Below are 20,157 nucleotides of genomic sequence, written 5' to 3' on the forward strand. Positions count from 1 at the left end.
GGAGTGTCTGATACACCACATTTGTCTCCATCAGGGGCGCTTCGCGCCCCAGCGCGGGCGGTGCGACGATTCGACAAGCCCGCTCGCCACAGAGGTCCCAGTTTGCTGCGCGACAGCGCTACGTCGAAGAGGTAGTGGCACCTCCCTCGCCACAAGTGCAGTGTTCTTCCTTAAATGACGGGGCTCGTCTGATCGGGGCTGTTTTCCTGCTGACATTTTCTGACAGGGTGCTCTGCTAATCTGCAGCTCTTTTGTTTTTCGGCAGGATCAACGTGTCGCGTACCACTCGTTTACTGACGTTGTTGCAGGCCCTGCGGGGCAAGAAACGCCCGGTGACCGCCGCCGTGCTGGCGGCGCAATTGGAGGTGTCCGAGCGTACGCTGTACCGCGACATTGCCGAGTTGACCGCCCTGGGCGCGCCGATTTTCGGCGAGGCCGGGGTAGGGTATGTGCTGCGCAGCGGCCTGTTTTTGCCGCCCTTGATGCTCAACGCCGAAGAAACCGAAGCGATCGTGCTGGGCTTGCGTTATGTGGACCAGCGCGGCGATGACGTGCTCAGCCGTGCCGCCGCCAACGCCTTGGCGAAAATCGCCGATGTGCTCGACCCGACGGCGCAGGAAGCCTTGCGCAACCCGACATTGCTGCCCGGCCCGCCAGGGTTTGGCTACCCGGAAAACCGCGTGCCGCTGGATGTATTTCGCGAAGCGATTCGGCATCAGGACAAGCTGCATATCGACTACGCCGATGCCAGCCAGACCCAGAGTCAACGCCTGATCTGGCCCCTGGCCCTGGGGTTTCTCAATGAAGTGCGGGTGATCGTGGCCTGGTGTGAGCTGCGCGGCGCGTATCGCACCTTTCGCACCGACCGCGTGGCGAGTGCCGAGGTCGTCGGCGAACGTTATCCGGGGCGGCGCAGCGACTGGCTGCGGGCCTGGCGCAAGCTGATGGAGCAGAATGAATCCGGGCCGTTCACTCCTGACAAAAACTGACACACCCCTGGCTTAGCATGCTGTTACAACCACCTGAAAAGGAGCTTTGCCATGTCCCAGCCTGAATTGGCCCCCGCCATCGCCGCCTATATCGCGGCGACCAATACCCGCGACACCTCGGTCATTGCCCAGTGTTTTGCCGACGATGCCAATGTGTTCGATGAAGGCCAGCACCAGGTGGGCACCGCCGCCATTGCACGCTGGATGGAAGACACCGGGCGCCGCTACCAGCCGCGTGTCGAGGTGCTCAAGGTGCAGCACCGTACCGGCAAGGTGCTGGTCAGCAATGTGGTCTCCGGCAATTTTCCCGGCAGCCCGCTGGAGTTGCGCTACACCTTTCGCCTGGACGCGAAGGGCAAGATTTCACGGCTGGACATCTCCCTGTAGGTCATAATCGCGGGCATGACTTTCGACTCGCCCCTCGCTGCTTACCAACACGCCATCGCCCAACAGGGTTTCGTTGCCGACGACGCCCAGCGCCGGGCGGTGGATGCCCTGCAAGCCTGTCATGCGGCCTTGCATCAAGGCCGTTCGCCCGTGACTGGCGTTTACCTATGGGGGCCGGTGGGGCGCGGCAAGACCTGGTTGATGGATCAGTTCTACCAAAGCCTGCGGGTGCCCGCGCGGCGTCAGCATTTTCACCACTTCATGGGCTGGGTGCATCAGCGTCTGTTCCAGCTCACCGGCACCCATGACCCGTTGCAGGCCCTGGCGCGGGAGCTGAGCCGGGAGGTGCGGGTATTGTGTTTCGATGAGCTGTTCGTCAGTGACATCGGTGACGCGATCATCCTCGGCCGGCTGTTCCAGGTCATGTTCGAGGAAGGTGTGGTGATGGTCTGCACCTCCAATCAACCACCGGCCCAGCTGTATGCCGATGGCTTCAATCGGGAGCGCTTCCTGCCGGGCATTGCGGCGATCGGGCGGCATATGCACGTGGTGGCGGTCGACGGTGGCGAGGATCATCGCTTGCATCCAGGCGTGGGCCGGCAGCGCTACTGGGTGAACCAGCCCGATGCGCTGGCGAACGTGTTCGCACAATTGGCCGAAGGGCAGGTGGTGAGTTGTGGCCCGGTCAACGTCGGCCATCGTTCCATCGTGTGCGTGCAGGCCAGTGACAGCGTGCTGTGGTGCCGCTATGCCGACCTCTGCGAACAACCCCTGGCGGCAATGGATTTCATCCTGCTGTGCGACCGCTTCAAGGCGATCCTGCTGGGGGAGGTGCCCAACCTGAGTGCGCAACAGCGCCCAGGCCGGATTGCCCGCGGCACCGAGGATGGGGTCGAGCGCGTGGTGGCCGGTGATCGCGAGTTGCCGCAGTTGTCGGTGCACGACGACAGTGTGCGTCGCTTCATCGCCTTGGTGGACGAGTGCTACGACCGCAAGGTGCCGTTGTTCATCGACGCCCAGGTGCCACTGGAGCGCCTGTATACCGACGGTTACCTGGCGTTTCCTTTCCGTCGCACCCTGAGCCGGTTGCAAGAAATGCAGCTGCAGCGCTTCGGCTGAGGCCTGTACGAAAAAAGCCCTGGATGGGCACTTTGGGTTTTTTTAGTGCCAAAGCCTTCGCGCTTTCGGGCGCACATTTGTAGTTAATCTCCTTCATCTGGTGCTGACTCCACGCTTACAATCGTGCCCCTCAAAGGGAACCGGTTCCCTTGTAGTCGTGATCGAGGACGGAAATGGACACCCCAGATATCCTGGTGCTGCAAGCCAGCTACACCAATCCTGTACATGCCGAAGCCATTGCCAAGGTGCTTAACCATTACGCCGAAGACCCCATGGGCGGCGGCCATAGCCTGCCCGCCGACCTGCTGGAGCAACTGCCGGCCGAGTTGGCCAAGCGCCCCCATGCGTTCAGTGTGCTGGCGTTTGTCGGCGGTGAACCGGCGGGGCTGGTGAATTGCTTTGAAGGGTTTTCCACCTTTGCCTGCCGCCCCTTGGTCAACGTGCACGACGTGGTGGTGATGAATGAGTTTCGCGGCTTGGGACTGAGCCAGAAAATGCTGCTGAAGGTCGAGGACATCGCCCGCCAGCGTGGTTGCTGCAAGATTACCCTGGAGGTGCTGGAAGGTAATGCCGTCGCCCAGTCGGCGTATCGCAAGTTTGGTTTTGATGATGCGAAGTTTGATCCGGCCCATGGGCGCATGTTGTTCTGGAACAAGCCGCTTTAATAAATAACCGGCGAAAAAAAGGGCGCCAGCAGAGGGCGCCCAATAAACCTTTGCCAACGGAGCGGAATGGCCCAGGGTGTTGCGGGTTAACTAACGATTAACTTAACTCTTGGGTTGTTCCTGTTCGGTCGTATTGGTGTTCGGTGTCTTGCCGTCGGCGGACGCCGTTTGTTCAGTCGTGCCGTGAAGCGTCTGCTGCGTGAAGGTGAAGTTGTTGTAGAACTCCTTCGAGCGCTCCGAGCCGCCTTCGGCAAACGCGGCGGCGGAGCACAGGGTCATCAGGCTGGCAAGCATCAAGGTCGAGAGTTTCATCTGTGTTTACTCATTAAGTGTGATCGGTTATCTGCTCTGTCCTTGATCAGAATCGTGGGGCGATTCTGGTGCGATCTTATTAAGTGGGAATTAACGCGAGAAACATCCGAAGTTAACAATATCGTTAACTTCGGATGGCCGGCTTTAAAGCTTCCAGTCCAAGGCCAGCGTAATGGCGCGTGGGTCGCCCCAATACACGCCGTTATAAAAGCCGACGCGTTCGTAATACTTTTTATCGAACAGGTTGTTGACGTTAAGCGACGCTGAGACGTGCTCGTCGAATTGATGGCGGGACATCAGGTTGACCACCGTGTAGGCCTGTTGTGTGATCTTCGCCCGTTCGGTCACCGGTGTGTTGCCGACGCGTACCCCTGTAGGTCGGTTGCTCCAATCGTAAATGTCGCTCTGCCAGTTCACCGCGCCGCCGACCGTGAGGTTGCGCCACGCCCCCGGCAAACGGTAGGCGCTGGACACTCTCAGCAGGTTCAGCGGCTGCCCGGTGTTGTTGCGTTTGCCCGAGCCGTTGACCGAATGGGTGTAGGTATAACCGGCCGTCAGGTTCCAATCGGGCAGGATTTCTCCGGCAGCTTCCAATTCGAAGCCGTTGACCTTGTTACCTTTGCCGCCGGACTTGTAGTACTCCTCGCCGGTGGTCGGGTTTCGCTCCACCGAATCGTCCCGCTCGGCGACGTTGTCCTGGGTGCTCCAGAAATACGCCGCCGCCAGGTTCAAGCGTTCGTCGAGCACGCTGCCCTTGAGGCCTACCTCGTAGTTGCTGCCGACCACGGGCTCCAGGTACTTCTTGTTGGCATCCCGCAGGCTCTGGGGTTTGAAAATGTCGGTATAGCTCGCGTAGACGGTGTACTCCGGCGTCAGGTCGTAGAGCAGGCCGGCGTAGGGCGTCCACATATCATTGTGGGTCTGGCTGGTTTTCCCGGCGGCGGTAAGCTGGTCGTTGGCATCGTAGTGCGGGGCGGCGCTTTTCAGTTCCCAACTGCCATAGCGGCTGCCCAGCACTGCATGCAAGCGGTCGGTAAGGCTCAGTCGCGTGGCCAGGTAGCCGGCCTTTTGTTGCTTGCTGCTGTGTTCGCCCTTGAGGTCGGTGACGGTGTCGCCGAACTTGGCGATCCCGCCCATGTATTTCCAGTCTTCGATGGTGTAATAGCCGGCGGGTAGGTTGCTGCGCATCACGGGGGAGACGTCCCGCTGCGTGGCCTCGCCATAGCCCATCATCAGTGCATGTTCGCGGCCCAGCAGTGCATAGCTGCCGGCGAGGTTGAGGTCGACGGCCTCCATTCTCGATGTGCCGCGCATATGGCTCGCCCAGGCGGTCATGCCGCTGCGGTCATCGTTGGGGAAGCCTGCGCCGCCGTAGTACACCTTGCCATCCGTATCGCTCTGGCGATGGGTGTAGGCGGCCTTCACGTGCCAGTCGCCGCCCAGCCGATGGTCGAGGGTCGCGAAGGTGGTCTTGTCCGTCAGCGGCCAGGAACTCCAGTGCGCCGCCATATTGGTGGAGCGCGACAGTCCGGCCTTGCCGCCCTCACTGTTCCAGTACGGCACGGTACCCCATGAGGTGCCCTGGACCTGCTTGTTCTGGTAATCGAAACCTACGGCCAGCACGGTATCGTCGGAAAGATCGCCTTCCAGGATGCCGTAGCCGACCGCCCGCTGCAGGCCATAGTTGTCGCGGAACGATTGGCTGTCACGGTAGGCCAGCACCGTGCGTCCGCGCAGCTTGCCGTCGAACGCCAGCGGGCCGCCCACGTCCACGTAGCTGTAATAGTTGTCATGGCTGCCGGCGCTGACGCCGGTTTTCGCCTGCCATTGGGCCGTCGGGCGCTTGCGCACCATATTGATGGTGGCCGAGGGGTCGCCGGCGCCGGTGGTCAAGCCCGTGGCACCGCGTACCACCTCGATGTGGTCATAGATGATGGTATCGGCGTCGGACTTCATGTAGCCGAAGGTATTGAGCATTCCGTCAATCTGGAAGTTGGTGATGCCGTAGCCGCGGGAGGAATAGGACACGCGGTCGGAGTCGTTGTGCTGGACGTTGATCCCGGTGGTCTGGCGCAGCACGTCGGTCAACGTGTTGAGATTGAAATCATCCATCTGCTGGCGAGTGATCACCGAGATCGATTGTGGGGTTTCCTTGACCGACAGGTTCAGGCGGGTGGCGGTGCTCATCGAGCCGGTGGTGTAGGCACCGGTGTGTTCGGTGGTGGCGCCCAGGCCTTCGGCGGAGATGTTGGTCGCGCCGAGTTCGAGCGGGGTGTGTTCGGGGTCGGTTTCAGCCAGCAGGTCCGGGCTTAGGGCGGCGCCGCACAGGCCGAGCGTGAGGGTCATGGAGCGGGTAAAAGGCGCGAACATCGCGGAAGACTCCTTGTCGTCTTTGCGGCCACCCCGGAAAGGGAAGGCCTTGGCTCAAAGACGAAAGGAGCGGGGGAACTTTAGGGCTAAACGAGAATGATTGTTATTTTTCTGTTACAAGGCCGGCGGTTCCTGCAGGACCACATCGGTCGGATTAACCTTCTTGGGCTTGATCAGGCTGAAGTCAATCAAGGCCTTTTGCGGGCGCATGTAGGGGTTGCCGATCATCAGCGGGCGCGGCGTGAAGCTGTCGCTCACGACGCTCTTGCTGCGGTCCAGTTCGTTGAAACTCAGCCCGGCGAGGTCGGCCCAGGTGTGGATCAATTGCGAGCTGCTGTAAGGGCGTTGCAAGTCGCCGGCAAACTTCCAGTCGTGGGTTTCACGCCATTTCGGCGAGGCGTAGGCCATGAACGGAATGGTGTACATCGGCGCTGTCGGCTTGCCTTCGTTACGCCCCAGCGTGGCGTGGCCAGCGGAATCGAATACGTCTTCGCCGTGGTCCGACAGGTACAGCAAAAAGCCGTTGGGATCGGTCTTGGCGTAGTCCTTGATCAGGCTCGACACCACGAAATCGTTGTACAGCACCGCATTGTCGTAGCTGTTGTAGATGGGCAGTTGATCGTCACTGATCCCGGCAGGCACGCCCTGGCGGTCGGTGAATTTGTCGAAGGTCGGTGGGTAGCGGTACTGGTAGCTCATGTGGGTGCCGAGCAGGTGCACCACGATGAACTTGCGCTCGGCCGGATCGGCCAGGGCCTTGGAGAATGGCTCCAGTACATCGCCGTCGTATTGGCGGGCGTTCTGGTTGCGGTTGTTGTTCAGGTACACCTGCTCGTCGGCCTGTTCGGAAAAGGTCGTGAGCATGGTGTTGCGTTTGGTCATGGTCTGCTGGTTGGTGATCCAGTAGGTCTTGTACCCGGCCTGTTTCATCACGCTGACGATCGACGGTGTCTTGAGGTAGAGATCGGGGTTCTCCTCGTCGGCGAACGTCAGTACCTGTTGCAGGGCTTCGATGGTATAGGGGCGCGGGGTGATGACATTGTCGAACACCGCCAGTTGGTCGCGCAGCTTGTCCAGTTCCGGCGTGGTGTTGCGCGGATAGCCGTAGAGACTCATGCGTTGACGGTTGGTGGACTCGCCGATCACCAGCACCAGGGTCGACGGCTGGCCGGCCATGGTGTCCTTGAGGTTGGTCAAGGGCGCGATCTGGCTGGCGCTGTCGAGCATGCCCTGCATGTTGTCCAGCTGTTCGGTGTAGCGGCGGTAGGCAACGATCATCTGCCAGGGCACGGCCGGTTCGATGCGCGATTCGAAGCGGTCGATGGCGTCGTCCAGGGTGTCGCTGCGGGCAATCTGCTTGACCAGCGGGTAACCGATGATCGCCACCAGGATCGCCGTTGCCGCCACCAGGGCCTGGCCGCGCGGCAAATACACCGGGCGTACCCGGGTCCACAGGAAAATAGCCACGGCGGTGTGGGCAATGAACGCCAGCACGATCCACCAGGCGAAGTATTGGGTGGCGTACTCGCCGGCTTCGGAGATGTTCGACTCGAACATGATGAAGATGACGCTTTGGGAAAATTCCTGCTGGTAGATGAAGAAATAACCCAGGCTGGCCATGGAACAGGCCCACAGCACCACGCCGATCACAGCGGCCAGCAGGCGCGTACGGCGGGGGAATACCAGCAGGGGCGCGAGCCATATCGCGCTCATGAAGAAGGCTTGGCGAAAACCACTGAAGCCGGAAGTGCCGCTGAGTTGGATCAGCAGTTGGGTAATGCCGGAGAAGTACCAGAAAAACACGAATAGCCAGGCAAGACCGGCCCAATCAAAGCCTTTCGCAGACTTGCTGCTGCGTTCGAACATCGCCATCCAGCGCTCCAACCCGATAATTTTTCAGTTGACGCGCAGGGCTGCACGCAACAGAGGCCACCCTTGCATGGGATGGCCCTTGGGGGCGGGAGTATCGGGAAGGGCATGTGAAAACTTTGTGAGATTTATGTAGCCGTTATCTTACAAAGTGATGACGGGCTCAGCAGAGCGCGGGCTGCACACCGGAAGGCTGGTCCAGCTGGGCTTGAATGATATGGGCACGCAGGCGCATGACCTCAAGCTGCAACTGATCGCGTTCGTCTTTCAACTGGCGCAATTCATCGCGACGGAGTGTGACGTAGAGGGTCTGTGGAGGACGGGTCATCTGTGCTGTGCTCATTGCTTGCCTCGCAAATAGCCGGTGTGTCGCGGTGTGCCAGAACGCTTGAGTCGAGGTTCTCGGCAACAGTCGGAAGCAATTCTGAATTCTTTTTCACTTCAATGGAACTTTTTTATTTTTGGTGGTCGTGTGACTTTCGGCGGCGTGATGGTGAAACGATGGCAATTTTTTCCCATGAAACTACACGGATCTGCCCTGGACTAACCCTCATTAGCCTCATTGCGCTATAAACTATGTCACACATTTATTCAGTAGTTGGGAGCATCAGCACATGCAACTGGGGATTATCGGACTAGGCCGCATGGGCGGGAATATTGCACGGCGCCTGATGCTCAATGGGCATACCACCGTTGTTTACGACCGTAACGAAGCATTTGTCAAAGGTTTGAGCGAAGAAGGCGCCACCGGCGTTGCCGACTTGAAGGCCCTGGTGGCCGGGCTGCAGAAACCCCGTGCCGTCTGGGTGATGTTGCCGGCAGGCGACCCCACCGAAAACACCATCAATGAACTCAGTGAGCTGCTGGAAGACGGTGACGTGATCATCGACGGCGGCAACACCAACTATAAGGATGACGTGCGTCGCGGCAAGGCCCTGGCGCAAAAGGGCCTGCACTATGTCGATGTCGGTACCTCCGGCGGCGTCTGGGGCCTGGAGCGTGGCTACTGCATGATGATCGGCGGCGACACCGAGACGGTGCAGCGCCTCGACCCGATCTTCGCCAGCCTGGCACCGGGCCTGGGCAACATCCCGCGCACCAAGGACCGTTCCGCGTCGGCTGACAAGCGTGCCGAGCAGGGCTACATCCACGCCGGCCCGGCGGGCTCCGGGCATTTCGTCAAGATGATCCACAACGGCATCGAGTACGGGATGATGCAGGCGTTTGCCGAGGGTTTTGACATCCTCAAGACCAAGAACTCGGAAAACCTGCCCGAAGACCAGCGCTTCGACCTCAACGTTGCCGATATCGCCGAAGTCTGGCGCCGTGGCAGCGTGGTCTCGTCCTGGTTGCTGGACCTGACCGCCGACGCCCTGGCCACCGACCCCAAGCTGGACGGTTACTCCGGTTCCGTGGCCGACAGTGGCGAAGGCCGCTGGACCATCGAAGCCGCCATGGAGCAAGCCGTACCGGTGCCGGTACTGTCCACGTCGTTGTTCGCGCGGTTCCGCTCGCGCCAGCAGAGCACCTACGGTGACAAGATGCTGTCTGCCATGCGCTTTGGCTTTGGCGGCCACGTGGAGACTTCCAAAAAATGACCGCCAACGGCAAGAAACTCAAGGCCGAACCTGCTCCACCCACCACCCTGTTTCTGTTTGGCGCCCATGGCGACCTGGTCAAGCGCCTGCTGATGCCGGCGCTGTACAACCTCAGTCGTGATGGCTTGCTGGGCGATGGCCTGCGTATCGTTGGCGTCGATCACAACGCCATCAGCGATGCCGACTTCGCCAAGAAACTCGAGGATTTTATCCGCACCGAGGCGGCGAGCAAGGTCAAGGGCAATGGGGATAACGCCCTCGATCCGGCATTGTGGGCGCAACTGGCCAAAGGCATCAGCTACGTCGAGGGCGATTTCCTCGATGACAGCACCTACGCCGACATCGGCAAGAAGATCGCCGGCAGCGGTACCGGCAACGCGGTGTTCTACCTGGCCACCGCACCGCGCTTCTTCAGTGACGTGGTGCAGCGCCTGGGCAGTGCCGGCCTGTTGACGGAAACCGATGACAGTTTCCGGCGCGTGGTGATCGAGAAGCCCTTCGGCTCCGACCTGGCCACCGCCGAAGCGTTGAACGCCAGCCTGCTCAAGGTGATGAGCGAGAAGCAGATCTATCGCATCGACCATTACCTGGGTAAGGAGACGGTGCAGAACATCCTCATCAGCCGTTTCTCCAACGTGCTGTTCGAAGCGTTCTGGAACAACCATTACATCGACCACGTGCAAATCACCGCCGCCGAAACCGTCGGCGTGGAGACGCGAGGCAATTTCTTCGAAAAAACCGGCACCCTGCGCGATATGGTGCCCAACCACCTGTTCCAGCTGCTGGCGATGGTGGCCATGGAGCCCCCGGCTGCCTTTGGTGCCGATGCGGTGCGCGGTGAAAAGGCCAAGGTCATCGGCGCGGTACGCCCGTGGTCCCTGGAAGACGCGCGGGCCAACTCGGTGCGCGGGCAATACACCGCGGGCGAAATCGCCGGCAAGCCACTGCCCGGCTACCGCGAAGAAGCCAACGTCGCTCCCGACAGCAGCACCGAGACCTTCGTCGCCCTCAAGGTGATGATCGATAACTGGCGCTGGGTCGGCGTGCCGTTCTACCTGCGCACCGGCAAGCGCATGAGCGTGCGCGACACCGAAATCGTGATCTGCTTCAAGCCGGCGCCCTATGCGCAATTCCGTGACACCGAGGTGGACGAGGTCAAGCCCACCTACTTGAAGATCCAGATCCAGCCCAACGAAGGCATGTGGTTCGACCTGCTGGCGAAAAAGCCCGGGCCGACCCTCGACATGGCCAACATCCAGCTGGGCTTTGCCTACAAGGACTTCTTCGAGATGCAACCGTCGACCGGGTACGAAACCCTGATCTACGACTGCATGACCGGCGACCAGACCTTGTTCCAGCGCGCCGACAACATCGAAAACGGCTGGCGAGCAGTGCAACCGTTCCTCGATGCATGGAAGGAGGACGACGGGATCCAGACCTACAAGGCCGGTGAAGACGGGCCCGCAGCGGCTGATGGGTTGCTGGCGCGCGATGGCCGCACCTGGCACTCGCTCGGATGAGTGATGCAGCGATTCATCCCATCCGTTTTATCCTCAGCGACGTGGACGGCACCTTGCTGCATCCGGATCACCGCCTGAGCCAGCGTACTGTCGACGCGGTGAGCGCCCTGCGCGAGGCCGGGGTGTTTTTCAGCCTGGCCAGCGGGCGACCGCCCAAGGCCATGCTGCACCTGATCGAGACATTCGGGATCGATGTGCCGGTGGCGGGCTTCAACGGTGGCACCTTGATCAACCCGGATGGCAGCATTCTGGTTGCCCACCACCTGCCGGCGGAGGCGGCGCTGGTGACCTTGGCGCTGTTCTCGGCCGAGCCGGATGTGGAAGTCTGGGTGTTTGCCGACGGCGACTGGCTGCGCCGTGGTCCGCCAGGGCCGGTGGAACCGCGGGAAGCCCATGGCCTGGGTTATGGGCCGGTGGTGGTGGAAAGTTTCGAACCCTACCTGGAGCGTATCGACAAGATCGTCGCCGCGAGCAACGACACCCCATTGCTGGTGGCGTTGGAAGCGCAATTGCAGCCCAAGGTCCAGGGCTTGGCCCAGGTGTCGCGTTCGCAGCCGATTTACCTGGATGTGACGGCCATGCTGGCCAACAAGGGCGAGGCGTTGAAGACCCTGGCGGCGCACCTTGGGGTGCCGCTGGAGCAGACGGCGGCCATCGGGGACGGGGGGAACGATCCGGCGATGTTTCAGGTGGCCGGGCTGTCGATTGCCATGGGGCAGGCGGAAGAAGCCGTCAAGCGCCAGGCCAGCGTGGTCACCGGCAGCAATGTCGAGGAGGGCGCTGCGGAAGCAATCGAACGGTTTATTCTAGCGGCGCGATAAGCGTCTTAAGTTCCATTGTGCAACTTGCGATCACTGTTTTGCAGTGATCGCAAGTTAGCCGCGATTTACTTCGGCATGGCCCAGGACTGCAACTGGTAGCCATCTTTGTCGAGCTCGGCTCGGGCTTGCAACAGCAAGTCTTCCAATTGCGCCGGGTCGCTATAGGTGTTCGACGACAGTTGTTTGCTGCCGATACGGGTATTGGTGCGGTCGATGACACTCAGGCTCAGGGCGCCGTTGCCGTCGTGCCAGGCCACGCATTGAAAGGGCTGGAAAGCACGGTCTGCGATCAAAAGAGCTTCGTTGATGCGGAGCGGGGCGTTCATGTGGGTCTCTCTCTAAATGCCCATTCAAGTGATTGCCGGCGGTTGGGCTGACCGTGCGGCGGGTTACTTGTACTGATGCGCGATGACGGGGTACGGGTCACATGTTAGAGCAACAAATTTCAACTTTTCCTGATGGACGTCATGTAAGCGGCTGTTTTGAAAGCTGATTGAAAGTTTTGCGAAGACGCAACTTTTTGACCTGCAAACACGAGTAGTGGCTTTTTGTCCGCTCTTATAGCGAAACGATACAAGCACGCTGTCAAGATCTTGCTAGGGTTATCGGCAACCATTACAAACTGTTGTTTCTAAATAACTTTAGTGATTTTTGACGCCAAGGATCAGTCATGGGTGTGCCCCTCGTCCAACGTCGTTTGCTCGTGGTTGACCCCTGTGACGACTGCCACGGGTTGCTGCCCGGTTTGCGTACGGCCGGGTGGGATGTCGACAGCTGCACATTGGAATCGGTAGGAGAGCGCTCATGCGATGTCGGCCTATTGCGCCTGCAGCCCTATCATCTGGAGCGGCCCGAAGCGGTCAAGGAACTGATCAGCCGCAGTGGCACCGAGTGGATCGCCGTACTCAGCCAGGATGTGCTGCGCCTGCAAAATGTGGGGGACTTCGTCTGCGAGTGGTTTTTCGACTTCCATACCCTGCCATTCGACGTGGCGCGGGTGCAGGTGACCCTGGGCCGCGCGTTTGGCATGGCGCGCCTGCGTGGCAAGGGTCACACCCCGGTAGATGAAGGGCACGAGTTGCTGGGGGAAAGCCGCCCCATTCGTGAGTTACGCAAATTATTGTCCAAGCTGGCGCCCACGGAGTCCCCGGTGCTGATCCGTGGCGACAGCGGCACCGGCAAGGAGCTGGTGGCCAAGACCCTGCACCGCCAATCCCAGCGCCATGCCAGGCCCTTTGTCGCGATCAACTGCGGCGCCATTCCTGAACACCTGATCCAATCCGAACTGTTCGGCCATGAGAAGGGCGCGTTTACCGGTGCCCATCAACGCAAGGTCGGGCGCATCGAAGCGGCCCATGGCGGCACCCTGTTCCTCGATGAAATCGGCGATTTGCCCATGGAACTGCAAGCCAACCTGCTGCGCTTTCTCCAGGAAAAGCAGGTCGAGCGGGTCGGCGGCAGCCAGCCGATTCCGGTGGACGTGCGGGTGTTGGCGGCCACCCACGTCGACCTTGAGGCGGCCGTCGCCAAGGGCGCTTTCCGCGAAGACTTGTACTACCGGCTCAATGTGCTGCAGGTGGTCACCGCGCCCTTGCGCGAGCGCCATGGTGATGTGGCGATGCTGGCCAACCACTTTTCACGCTTCTACAGCCAGGAAACCGGCCGCCGCCCCCGCAGCTTCAGCGATGACGCCCTGGTGGCGATGGGGCAACACCCGTGGCCGGGCAATGTGCGCGAACTGGCCAACCGCGTGCGCCGCGGCCTGGTACTCGCCGAAGGGCGCCAGATCGAAGCCGCCGATCTGGGATTGCTGGGCGAACAGGCAATTTCGCCACCCATGGCTACACTGGAAGACTATAAGCACCGTGCTGAACGCCAGGCGCTGTGCGATGTGCTCAACCGGCATAGCGACAACCTGAGTGTCGCGGCCCGTGTGCTGGGGATTTCCCGGCCGACGTTCTACCGGTTGCTGCACAAACACCAGATCCGCTAGGGCGGGTAAACCGAAAAGCCCCGCAACGACCCTTATCGTTGCGGGGCTTTTCCTTCTGCACCGGATTCTGTAGCGGTCGGGTTAGAAGTAATACGGGAATTTCAGGCTGAACGTAAAGTCCGGCGCATCGTCTGTCATGCCGATTGCCAGGTTCGGCACGATGGTCAGGTTATCCGACGCGGCAATGGTCATTCCCACGTTGAAATAACCGGCGTTGGCATCGCTGGAAACCACCGATTGCCAGTCGCCGCCGTTGGGCTTGAGCCTGCTCTTGCGCTGCACCAGGTCGGACACCGAGAACGACATACTCATCTTCTCGTTGAGGGCAAAGGCCACGCCGACCCCGAACTGGAAGCTGTCGCCCAGGCTGACCTTGCCGCCGACCTTCTGGTTGACGTCACTGCTGATGTCATCGAAGGATTCTTCGAAGTTATGGGTGTAGGACAGCGAGCCGAATAACACGGCAGGATCGAAGGTCTTGACCAGGGAAATGCCCGGCGTGATCGACCACACGCCATTGCCCGTAGGCAGGCTTTCCGGCACGAACAGGTTGTCGTTGCCGGGTGTATTGATCAGCTTGATACCAAACGGTTCTTTGCCGGTGGGCGCCTTGACCCGCACCGACACCACCGCATCCGGCAGGGTGGGGGTTTCGTCGAGGAACTTGTAGGCCACGCCGAAGTTGACGTCGCCGATGTTCGGGTCGCGGGTGACCGATTGTTCCGATGTGGCGGTGCCGTTGTTGCCGGCACCGGCAGACTGGTAAGTCGACTCGCGGTACACCACCGGCACGTTCACGTCGAACTGCCAACGGTTATCGACGTTGTAGCGCCCGGTCAGGTCCAGGGTCCAGTTATCGGACTTGATCCGGTCCAGGTTGATATTGCCGAGGAAAATCGAGTCCAGCGCCAGGAACCCGTTGAGGGTCAACTGACGGGCGTCGTAACGGGCATAGGTAACGCCGGTTTCGAAGCTGAACTTGCCGTTGCCGAAAAAGCCGCTGGCTTCGTTATAGAGGTTACTGACACTTTGCGCCGGGGCCGAATCATCCTTGAGGGACTGGCCGTAGGAACTGCCGCCGCCCCCCGCCCCACCGGATGCCGCCGCGGCCCCCGTGCCCGCGACGGTGGTGCCGTTGGCTTTTTGAAAGTCTGCCGGCGACTTGGCCAGGCGTTTGGGGGCCGGGGTTGCCGGTTGGTCTTCGACCTGACGCACGCGCTGCTCCAGCACGGCCAGCGCTTTTTGCTGCACTTCGTACCGCTGCTTGAGTTCCAGGAGTTCCCGTTTGAGGGTTTCGATGTCGCTGTCTGGCGCTGCATACAGAACGGATGCGGGCAAGAGCGTACTTAAACAGATCACAGCACGGAGCGATAACGATCGATGCATGAAATAAGCCGTCCTTTTCTAATGCGTAAGTGTCGACGGTCAGCGTAGTTCAATAACCGAGCGTGCGTAGGGCTTTGAGTTGATCCAGATTGCAGTTCAACGCACCGTTGTTCAAACCGTTGTTGTTCATCACGACGTTAAGTTGGGTCATGTTGTTGACGAAGTTAGTGTTGCCGGTCAGCACCGTGCCTTGCAGCACATTCCCGCCGCCGATCTGCTGCAGGCTGTTGCCCTGGTTGTGGTTGGCCTGGATCGCCATCTGCAAGCCACCGTTGTTGGCCGACACGCTCACGCGGCCTGCCGCGCTGTCACCGGTCACCGTGCCGCCGGCGACCAGCACCTGTCCTGATTGCACGATGTTGGAGGGCGCAAAACCGTTCTCGACGGTGATGCCCACATTGTTGTAGGCGGTGTTGCCATCGCCGGCGGTGCGTACGCTTTGTGTCACACCCTGGCCGCTGCCCAGGCCGGCGCCGCCGGTTACCGTGCCGGTGCCGGTGTTCGGGTTCGTGCCGTTGCCGGTCGAGCCGGTGGTTTGTACGTAGAATTGCGGGGTGATGGTCGACGAATCGATCTGCATGCTGGCCTTGCCGGTGATGGTGTCACCCACGGCGTTGGTCCAGGTGCTGCTCATGACAATGCCGAAGCTGATGATCCGTCCCGGCATCACGTAACGACCGCGCAGGTCGGCCATTTCCGAATCCTTGAGCTCGATGGGTTTGAACCCCGACGAAGCATAAGCGGGCATTGAGGCTGCCAGACACAAGACCGTCAGCCAACGGGAAGTGTTCATCTTTTGCTCCTGGAGCGTCCTGCCCCTTATTGCGCTTCTTAGAAGAAGTCGCTCTGGATAAAACCGAAATCCATCAGCTCGGCATCGCCTACGGGCCTGAACTCATTCAACTGGTTCTTGGCGGTCAGTGGCGTGGGCGGGTCGAGCAGGGCGTTGGCCTTGTCGTAACCTTCACCCAGCACGGCGAACACGATGCCGTTCCAGCCCTTGACGAAGTCATCATGGGAATAGCGCTTATGGCCCAGTACCGGGTCGCCGATATAGACCCAGTCCTTGTCGGCCCGCTGCATCACCACGAAGTGCTTGTAGCCACGAATTTCCAGCAGGACCACCACGGGGATCCTTACGGTGACCAGTGTTTCTGGCGCGATTTTGTAGCCCCGGGCACGCATGCCGATGCTTTCGAGGTAGCGCTTCATGTCCAGCATGGAAAAGCCCTGGGTACGCACCAGGTCCTGGTCGGCATTGACCAGCATGCCTTTGATGACGTGATCTTCGTCTACATCCAGCCAATAACCCTGGCGCAGAATGGTAGCGAGTGCCGCAGCACCGCAGCTGAAATCGGTTTTCTGTTCCACCAGGTTGGCGAACCGGCGTTCACGAATACTCTCGACCTTCTTGTAGATCACTGTACCGCCAGGCAGGGCGGAGATCGCCATGGTGCCTGCCCAGGTCGGGCCGGTGAGCAGCATCAGGAGGGTGAGGGTCGCGAGGCGCATGATCGTGTGACCTGCTGGACACTGGAATAAAAAAGGGCCTTGTTGCCAAGGCCCCGTTGGATCAGAAGCGCACGCCGCTGGCGCAGACGCTGCAACCTTGACCGATCGACAGGCTGTTGCTGCCTTGGTTGCCCGAACCGGATTGCAGGTTCACACCCACATTGCCGGAGTTGCGGTTAACCGAGTTGTCGAGGCTGGAGTTGTTGGACACGTATTGGGCTTTGCTGCCATGGCCATACCCGTAGCTGGTAGCGGCAGTGTTCAGGTAGCTGTTGGCGAGCGAGTTTTGCTCGGTGTTGGCGGCCGCTGCGATGTTTTTGCCATCAGCGGTGGTGATTGCCAGGTTGTTTTTACCCTGGTTGCCTTGACCGGCCTGGCCGTTGTAACCCAGGTTGCCGGAGTTCCCGTTAGCCGAGTTATCCAACGAGGCGTTGTTCTGGGTGCCTTTGTTGACGAAGTTGTTGAGCCCGCTGTTTTGATTGACATCGACGACAGCGAATACCGTTGCAAAGTCACCTTTGGCACTGGAGATGGCGCCGGAGTTGTCGGCCTGGTTACCACTGCCCGCCTGTACGTTGACCCCGGTGTTACCGCTGTTGCTGGTGACCGAGCCGTCGGCGGAGGCGTTGTTTTCGGTTTTGGTGTCATCGAACTTGTTGCCCACGCTGTTCTGCACATCGGTCACCACAGAGGCAACCACACCGGTGGGTTGAGGCGCAGGGTGCCAGCCACCACCTGCTTGAGCAGCAGCAGCCATGAGTGCGGCCAGTGCGAAAACCAGTGGTTTCAGAGCCATTTGAGGTTTCATGGTGTTTCTCCTTGCTTCTAATTAGTTGGTTAAGTGTTGGTACGGTCTAACGAGTGCTACCAAGCGTTTACTTGATAGTGATGCCCAGGGTGTTAGCCACTCGGTTCCCCACCCCGGCACTCTGGTTCACCTGAATCACTCCTCGGCTGCCTGTGAAGGCCTGGTCGCTCGTAACGACAAGGCGGCTGCCAGTGGTGGGGGTGAGCCCTGAGTCGGTTGCCAGCGTCGTGGTGTTCTGTTGCAACAGGACGCTGTCATCGATGCTTTGCGGGCCAGGGTTGATGCTGATCCGCACGGCATTGATGGATTGGTTATTGGCCCCGGCCGACTGGTTGATGCCCAGTACACCGTTGCCGTTGGTAAATGAGCTGCCCTGGATCGCCGCCCTGGCGTTCAGGGACGGGTCGACACTGCCGTCGAGGCGCTGGATGTTGACGTTGGTGGCCTGGCCACCGAGCGCGATGGCGCGGCTGTTGGACATTTGTTGCTGGTTGCCGGCCGCCTGGTTGATCGACACGACACCCTGGTATTGTTGGCCGCTGTTGTGGATCACCGCCGTGTCGTCGGCGAATGCCGGGGCGCTGGCCAACAGGGCGAGAACGAGCAGGGAACGATTCATCACTTGCCCCCCAGCATGCTGCCGATGTTATTCAACGGCGCCATGCCGCGCTGGACCGAGTCGCTGATCTGCCCGCCCATGCCGCTGCCCGCACCGTGGCCCGCGGCGGAGCCGGCCCCCAGGGTGGACATGCTGTTTTGTGTGGCGTGCAGGCCGGTCAAGGTGCCGTTGGTCTGAACTGCGCGGACAATGCTTGAGCCGCTGCTGATGCCGCCGATATCCATATCACTGAGCTCGCCAGTGGCACCGATGATGTCCCGGCTGGGGTTGGCGTTGGCGGTGGTGGGGTAGGGGTCTTTACCGAAGGCGGCGCGGCCGTACATATGAGCCTGTACGTTGCGCCCTGTCACGATCACGCCATCCTCTGCAAAGCTGGGAACACTGATGCCGACGCTGAGTACACAGCTGATCAGCAGCACGTTCATCGAACCTTGAGTGAGTGTGGCCACGGCGGCATTCCTTATTCGTCGCGCTGACCCTAAACAGCGCTGCAAGGGATAGAGCAGAAGCCGTGCCGCTTTTTATTTACCGTTGTTATTCAATGGCTTGGAGTTGTTTGTGGGCGAAGTGATGTCAGTGCTGTTTCAGCGCTGAGACACCTGCCGCCCAGGCATACACACAGCGCCGTACCACAAACGATTCACCAAGCTGTATCAGCGCTGTAACACTGCCTATGACAAAACGATGAATCCGCACCACAGGGGCGGTCCAGGGGAGTCGAGTGTCTCAAAAATGGACACTTCAGGCGCAGCGACGCCCGAGCCGGGGGCAAGCTCAGCCTTTAGGGGATTTACGCGGGATGGAATTGAGTACGGGGTTGCCATCCTGGTTCTGGGTCAGATAGACCGGCAAGACCTTGGGCAAGGAGGGGATGAGGTTATTGACCTCGGTGATGTTGTAGATGCCGCCGATGCGAATCGTCCCGGTGTTGGCGTCTGCCAGCATCACCGGTTTGTTCAGGTAGCGGTTGATCAACGGCAACGCATCCACCAGCGCCAGGTTGTCGAGCACCAGCTTGCCCTGGCGCCAGGCCAGGGCGCTGTCATTGGCGGTGATTGCCTGTATGCGCGGCGTTGCATCGCCCTGTTGGTAGCTGGCCTGCATGCCCGGCGTCAGGGGCACGCTGCCGTGTAACGCGTCGCTGGCAATCTGCACCGAGCCTTCGAGCAACGTGACCCGCACCTGGTCTTCATACTTCCAGACGTTGAACTGGGTGCCCGTGACGCGCACCTGGCCTTCGCCTGCGTGCACGATGAACGGATGGGCGCTGTCATGGCTGACTTTGAAGAACGCCTCGCCCTTGTTCAACGTGACGCGGCGCTGATCCTTGTAGTTGCTGAAGACCAGCTCGGTACCCAGGTTGAGTTCCACCTGGCTGCCGTCGCCCAGGGTGACCTGGCGCAAGCCGTTGGCGGCCTGGAAACGCTCATAGGAACTCGGCAGCCAGCCGGCTTCCCAGCCAGTGAAGGCGGCCAGAGGCAAGGCGACCAGGCAGATCGCCGCCGCGACCGCGTAGGTGCGCAGCCGGCTGCGCGGCTTGAACGGCACCACCACCGACGGGATCTCGTGGCGCGGCAGGTGGTCGGCGACGTCCCAGATTTCCAGCATGGCCGCGTATTCAAAGGCGTGCAGCGGATGGGAGTCATGCCATTGCGCAAAAGCCTGACGTTCATCCGCGGTGCAATCACTGGCGTGCAGGCGCATGCACCAATGCGCGGCGGCGTCGGTGATGGCGTCATATTCGGCTTCTGAAACGGACTTTTCGCTCATTAACTCATCCTGATTTCGCACATTCTAACCTCCCGAGGTGGACCGCGAGAACAGGCGTCATGGCGATTGCACATCAATTGGAACTTATTCTTATTTGCCAGGACCTAAAAAATTCAGGACATTCCCACAATGGAGTACGAATATGCTGAAGAAAACCTTAGTCGCCCTGTGTGCAACCACCGCGCTGCTCAGTGCCGGCGCCGCCATGGCCGATAAGCCCGGTGCGGGCTGGATCACCATTGAAAAGGCGATTGAAGTGGCCAAGACCAAGGCCGGCTACATCGAAGTCTATGCGGCCGAAGCCGATGACAACGGCTATTGGGAAGTCAAGGGCCGCAAGTCAGACGGCACCGTGTATGAAGCGCGCATCGATGGCGCTTCGGGCAATATCCTGCGTGACCAGAAAGACTGATAGACCC

The 20,157-nt window shown here is 60.3% G+C and carries 21 protein-coding genes; 9 read left to right on the forward strand and 12 right to left on the reverse strand.

The genetic code is table 11. The annotated features are described in order from the left end of the window. Window positions 1–272 precede the first annotated feature (272 nt). From J1N02_RS27420 to J1N02_RS27435, 4 genes are all read left to right on the forward strand, one after another. Window positions 273–989, forward strand: coding sequence for a helix-turn-helix transcriptional regulator (locus J1N02_RS27420; protein ID WP_027606462.1), 717 nt, complete (start codon window positions 273–275; stop codon window positions 987–989). 51 nt (window positions 990–1,040) lie between these two features. After that, entirely contained in the window at window positions 1,041–1,376 is a 336-nt protein-coding gene (locus J1N02_RS27425) for a nuclear transport factor 2 family protein (protein ID WP_027606461.1), read from the forward strand. A 15-nt stretch (window positions 1,377–1,391) separates the two neighbouring features. Further along, the gene (gene zapE, locus J1N02_RS27430) at window positions 1,392–2,495 is read left to right on the forward strand and encodes a cell division protein ZapE (protein WP_421148054.1); all 1,104 of its coding nucleotides are present in this window, start codon (window positions 1,392–1,394) and stop codon (window positions 2,493–2,495) included. 173 nt (window positions 2,496–2,668) lie between these two features. Then, window positions 2,669–3,160 (forward strand): GNAT family N-acetyltransferase, encoded by a 492-nt coding sequence (locus J1N02_RS27435; protein WP_027606459.1) that lies wholly within the window; start codon window positions 2,669–2,671, stop codon window positions 3,158–3,160. A gap of 102 nt (window positions 3,161–3,262) precedes the next feature. On the opposite strand, the gene J1N02_RS27440 is transcribed toward J1N02_RS27435, so the two are convergent. The 4 genes from J1N02_RS27440 to J1N02_RS27455 all read right to left on the reverse strand — a co-directional run bounded on the left by J1N02_RS27440 (window position 3,263) and on the right by J1N02_RS27455 (window position 8,054). Further along, window positions 3,263–3,472, reverse strand: coding sequence for a hypothetical protein (locus tag J1N02_RS27440; protein WP_141157534.1), 210 nt, complete (start codon window positions 3,470–3,472; stop codon window positions 3,263–3,265). A gap of 144 nt (window positions 3,473–3,616) precedes the next feature. Beyond that, on the reverse strand, window positions 3,617–5,842 hold the full coding sequence (locus J1N02_RS27445) for a TonB-dependent siderophore receptor (RefSeq protein WP_421148055.1): 2,226 nt from the start codon (window positions 5,840–5,842) through the stop codon (window positions 3,617–3,619). A gap of 114 nt (window positions 5,843–5,956) precedes the next feature. Then, window positions 5,957–7,714 carry a phosphoethanolamine transferase CptA gene (locus J1N02_RS27450; RefSeq protein ID WP_027606456.1) on the reverse strand — a complete coding sequence of 586 codons (1,758 nt, stop codon included), beginning with the start codon at window positions 7,712–7,714 and terminating at the stop codon, window positions 5,957–5,959. A 160-nt stretch (window positions 7,715–7,874) separates the two neighbouring features. Next, the gene (locus J1N02_RS27455; protein ID WP_256221270.1) at window positions 7,875–8,054 is read right to left on the reverse strand and encodes a DUF6026 family protein; all 180 of its coding nucleotides are present in this window, start codon (window positions 8,052–8,054) and stop codon (window positions 7,875–7,877) included. A 226-nt stretch (window positions 8,055–8,280) separates the two neighbouring features. Here J1N02_RS27455 and gnd point away from each other — a divergent pair, with 226 nt between their 5' ends. Genes gnd through J1N02_RS27470 form a run of 3 tightly spaced genes read left to right on the forward strand, consistent with a single transcriptional unit; the run spans window position 8,281 to window position 11,650 of the window. Further along, entirely contained in the window at window positions 8,281–9,309 is a 1,029-nt protein-coding gene (gene gnd / locus J1N02_RS27460) for a phosphogluconate dehydrogenase (NAD(+)-dependent, decarboxylating) (RefSeq protein WP_223841635.1), read from the forward strand. After that, entirely contained in the window at window positions 9,306–10,829 is a 1,524-nt protein-coding gene (zwf, locus tag J1N02_RS27465; RefSeq protein WP_027606454.1) for a glucose-6-phosphate dehydrogenase, read from the forward strand. Before gnd ends, zwf begins: the two co-directional genes overlap by 4 nt. Next, window positions 10,826–11,650 carry a Cof-type HAD-IIB family hydrolase gene (locus tag J1N02_RS27470; RefSeq protein WP_027606453.1) on the forward strand — a complete coding sequence of 275 codons (825 nt, stop codon included), beginning with the start codon at window positions 10,826–10,828 and terminating at the stop codon, window positions 11,648–11,650. Before zwf ends, J1N02_RS27470 begins: the two co-directional genes overlap by 4 nt. A 65-nt stretch (window positions 11,651–11,715) precedes the next feature. Here the strand turns inward: J1N02_RS27470 and J1N02_RS27475 are convergent, their stop codons facing one another. Beyond that, window positions 11,716–11,976 carry a hypothetical protein gene (locus J1N02_RS27475; protein ID WP_032887053.1) on the reverse strand — a complete coding sequence of 87 codons (261 nt, stop codon included), beginning with the start codon at window positions 11,974–11,976 and terminating at the stop codon, window positions 11,716–11,718. 344 nt (window positions 11,977–12,320) lie between these two features. On the opposite strand from J1N02_RS27475, the gene J1N02_RS27480 reads away from it, so the two are divergent. Continuing rightward, window positions 12,321–13,643 (forward strand): sigma-54 dependent transcriptional regulator, encoded by a 1,323-nt coding sequence (locus J1N02_RS27480; RefSeq protein WP_027606451.1) that lies wholly within the window; start codon window positions 12,321–12,323, stop codon window positions 13,641–13,643. Window positions 13,644–13,724: 81 nt separating this feature from the next. Here the strand turns inward: J1N02_RS27480 and J1N02_RS27485 are convergent, their stop codons facing one another. The 7 genes from J1N02_RS27485 to J1N02_RS27515 all read right to left on the reverse strand — a co-directional run bounded on the left by J1N02_RS27485 (window position 13,725) and on the right by J1N02_RS27515 (window position 19,738). Further along, a complete protein-coding gene (locus J1N02_RS27485) occupies window positions 13,725–15,029 on the reverse strand; it encodes a hypothetical protein (protein ID WP_421148056.1) in 1,305 nt (434 codons plus the stop codon). A 49-nt stretch (window positions 15,030–15,078) separates the two neighbouring features. Further along, a complete protein-coding gene (locus J1N02_RS27490; RefSeq protein WP_027606449.1) occupies window positions 15,079–15,822 on the reverse strand; it encodes a hypothetical protein in 744 nt (247 codons plus the stop codon). A gap of 38 nt (window positions 15,823–15,860) precedes the next feature. Next, entirely contained in the window at window positions 15,861–16,541 is a 681-nt protein-coding gene (locus J1N02_RS27495; RefSeq protein WP_027606448.1) for a C39 family peptidase, read from the reverse strand. Window positions 16,542–16,602: 61 nt separating this feature from the next. Then, the gene (locus J1N02_RS27500; RefSeq protein WP_027606447.1) at window positions 16,603–17,349 is read right to left on the reverse strand and encodes a hypothetical protein; all 747 of its coding nucleotides are present in this window, start codon (window positions 17,347–17,349) and stop codon (window positions 16,603–16,605) included. Window positions 17,350–17,416: 67 nt separating this feature from the next. Continuing rightward, the gene (locus J1N02_RS27505) at window positions 17,417–17,968 is read right to left on the reverse strand and encodes a hypothetical protein (RefSeq protein ID WP_027606446.1); all 552 of its coding nucleotides are present in this window, start codon (window positions 17,966–17,968) and stop codon (window positions 17,417–17,419) included. Further along, on the reverse strand, window positions 17,968–18,417 hold the full coding sequence (locus J1N02_RS27510; protein ID WP_027606445.1) for a hypothetical protein: 450 nt from the start codon (window positions 18,415–18,417) through the stop codon (window positions 17,968–17,970). Before J1N02_RS27510 ends, J1N02_RS27505 begins: the two co-directional genes overlap by 1 nt. 325 nt (window positions 18,418–18,742) lie before the next feature. Beyond that, window positions 18,743–19,738, reverse strand: a complete 996-nt coding sequence (locus J1N02_RS27515) for a FecR family protein (RefSeq protein WP_027606444.1) — start codon at window positions 19,736–19,738, stop codon at window positions 18,743–18,745. A 142-nt stretch (window positions 19,739–19,880) separates the two neighbouring features. Between J1N02_RS27515 and J1N02_RS27520 the strand changes: the two genes are divergently transcribed. Continuing rightward, window positions 19,881–20,150: a PepSY domain-containing protein gene (locus tag J1N02_RS27520; protein WP_034104642.1), complete on the forward strand. Its 270-nt coding sequence runs from the start codon at window positions 19,881–19,883 to the stop codon at window positions 20,148–20,150. Window positions 20,151–20,157 lie beyond the last annotated feature (7 nt).

The sequence above is a fragment of the Pseudomonas sp. NFX5 genome (genome assembly GCF_049132125.1).
Lineage (GTDB): Bacteria > Pseudomonadota > Gammaproteobacteria > Pseudomonadales > Pseudomonadaceae > Aquipseudomonas > Aquipseudomonas marginalis.

Bases quoted from the DNA above. Each gene is read 5' to 3' on its own strand.
- J1N02_RS27435 (WP_027606459.1), top strand. From the start codon at position 2,669: ATGGACACCCCAGATATCCTGGTGCTGCAAGCCAGCTACACCAATCCT.
- J1N02_RS27455 (WP_256221270.1), bottom strand. From the start codon at position 8,054: ATGAGCACAGCACAGATGACCCGTCCTCCACAGACCCTCTACGTCACA.
- J1N02_RS27485 (WP_421148056.1), bottom strand. From the start codon at position 15,029: ATGCATCGATCGTTATCGCTCCGTGCTGTGATCTGTTTAAGTACGCTC.
- J1N02_RS27425 (WP_027606461.1), top strand. From the start codon at position 1,041: ATGTCCCAGCCTGAATTGGCCCCCGCCATCGCCGCCTATATCGCGGCG.
- J1N02_RS27515 (WP_027606444.1), bottom strand. From the start codon at position 19,738: ATGAGCGAAAAGTCCGTTTCAGAAGCCGAATATGACGCCATCACCGAC.
- J1N02_RS27500 (WP_027606447.1), bottom strand. From the start codon at position 17,349: ATGAAACCTCAAATGGCTCTGAAACCACTGGTTTTCGCACTGGCCGCA.
- J1N02_RS27445 (WP_421148055.1), bottom strand. From the start codon at position 5,842: ATGTTCGCGCCTTTTACCCGCTCCATGACCCTCACGCTCGGCCTGTGC.
- J1N02_RS27440 (WP_141157534.1), bottom strand. From the start codon at position 3,472: ATGAAACTCTCGACCTTGATGCTTGCCAGCCTGATGACCCTGTGCTCC.
- zapE (WP_421148054.1), top strand. From the start codon at position 1,392: ATGACTTTCGACTCGCCCCTCGCTGCTTACCAACACGCCATCGCCCAA.
- J1N02_RS27450 (WP_027606456.1), bottom strand. From the start codon at position 7,714: ATGGCGATGTTCGAACGCAGCAGCAAGTCTGCGAAAGGCTTTGATTGG.
- J1N02_RS27505 (WP_027606446.1), bottom strand. From the start codon at position 17,968: ATGAATCGTTCCCTGCTCGTTCTCGCCCTGTTGGCCAGCGCCCCGGCA.
- J1N02_RS27495 (WP_027606448.1), bottom strand. From the start codon at position 16,541: ATGCGCCTCGCGACCCTCACCCTCCTGATGCTGCTCACCGGCCCGACC.
- zwf (WP_027606454.1), top strand. From the start codon at position 9,306: ATGACCGCCAACGGCAAGAAACTCAAGGCCGAACCTGCTCCACCCACC.
- J1N02_RS27480 (WP_027606451.1), top strand. From the start codon at position 12,321: ATGGGTGTGCCCCTCGTCCAACGTCGTTTGCTCGTGGTTGACCCCTGT.
- J1N02_RS27475 (WP_032887053.1), bottom strand. From the start codon at position 11,976: ATGAACGCCCCGCTCCGCATCAACGAAGCTCTTTTGATCGCAGACCGT.
- J1N02_RS27520 (WP_034104642.1), top strand. From the start codon at position 19,881: ATGCTGAAGAAAACCTTAGTCGCCCTGTGTGCAACCACCGCGCTGCTC.
- J1N02_RS27490 (WP_027606449.1), bottom strand. From the start codon at position 15,822: ATGAACACTTCCCGTTGGCTGACGGTCTTGTGTCTGGCAGCCTCAATG.
- J1N02_RS27470 (WP_027606453.1), top strand. From the start codon at position 10,826: ATGAGTGATGCAGCGATTCATCCCATCCGTTTTATCCTCAGCGACGTG.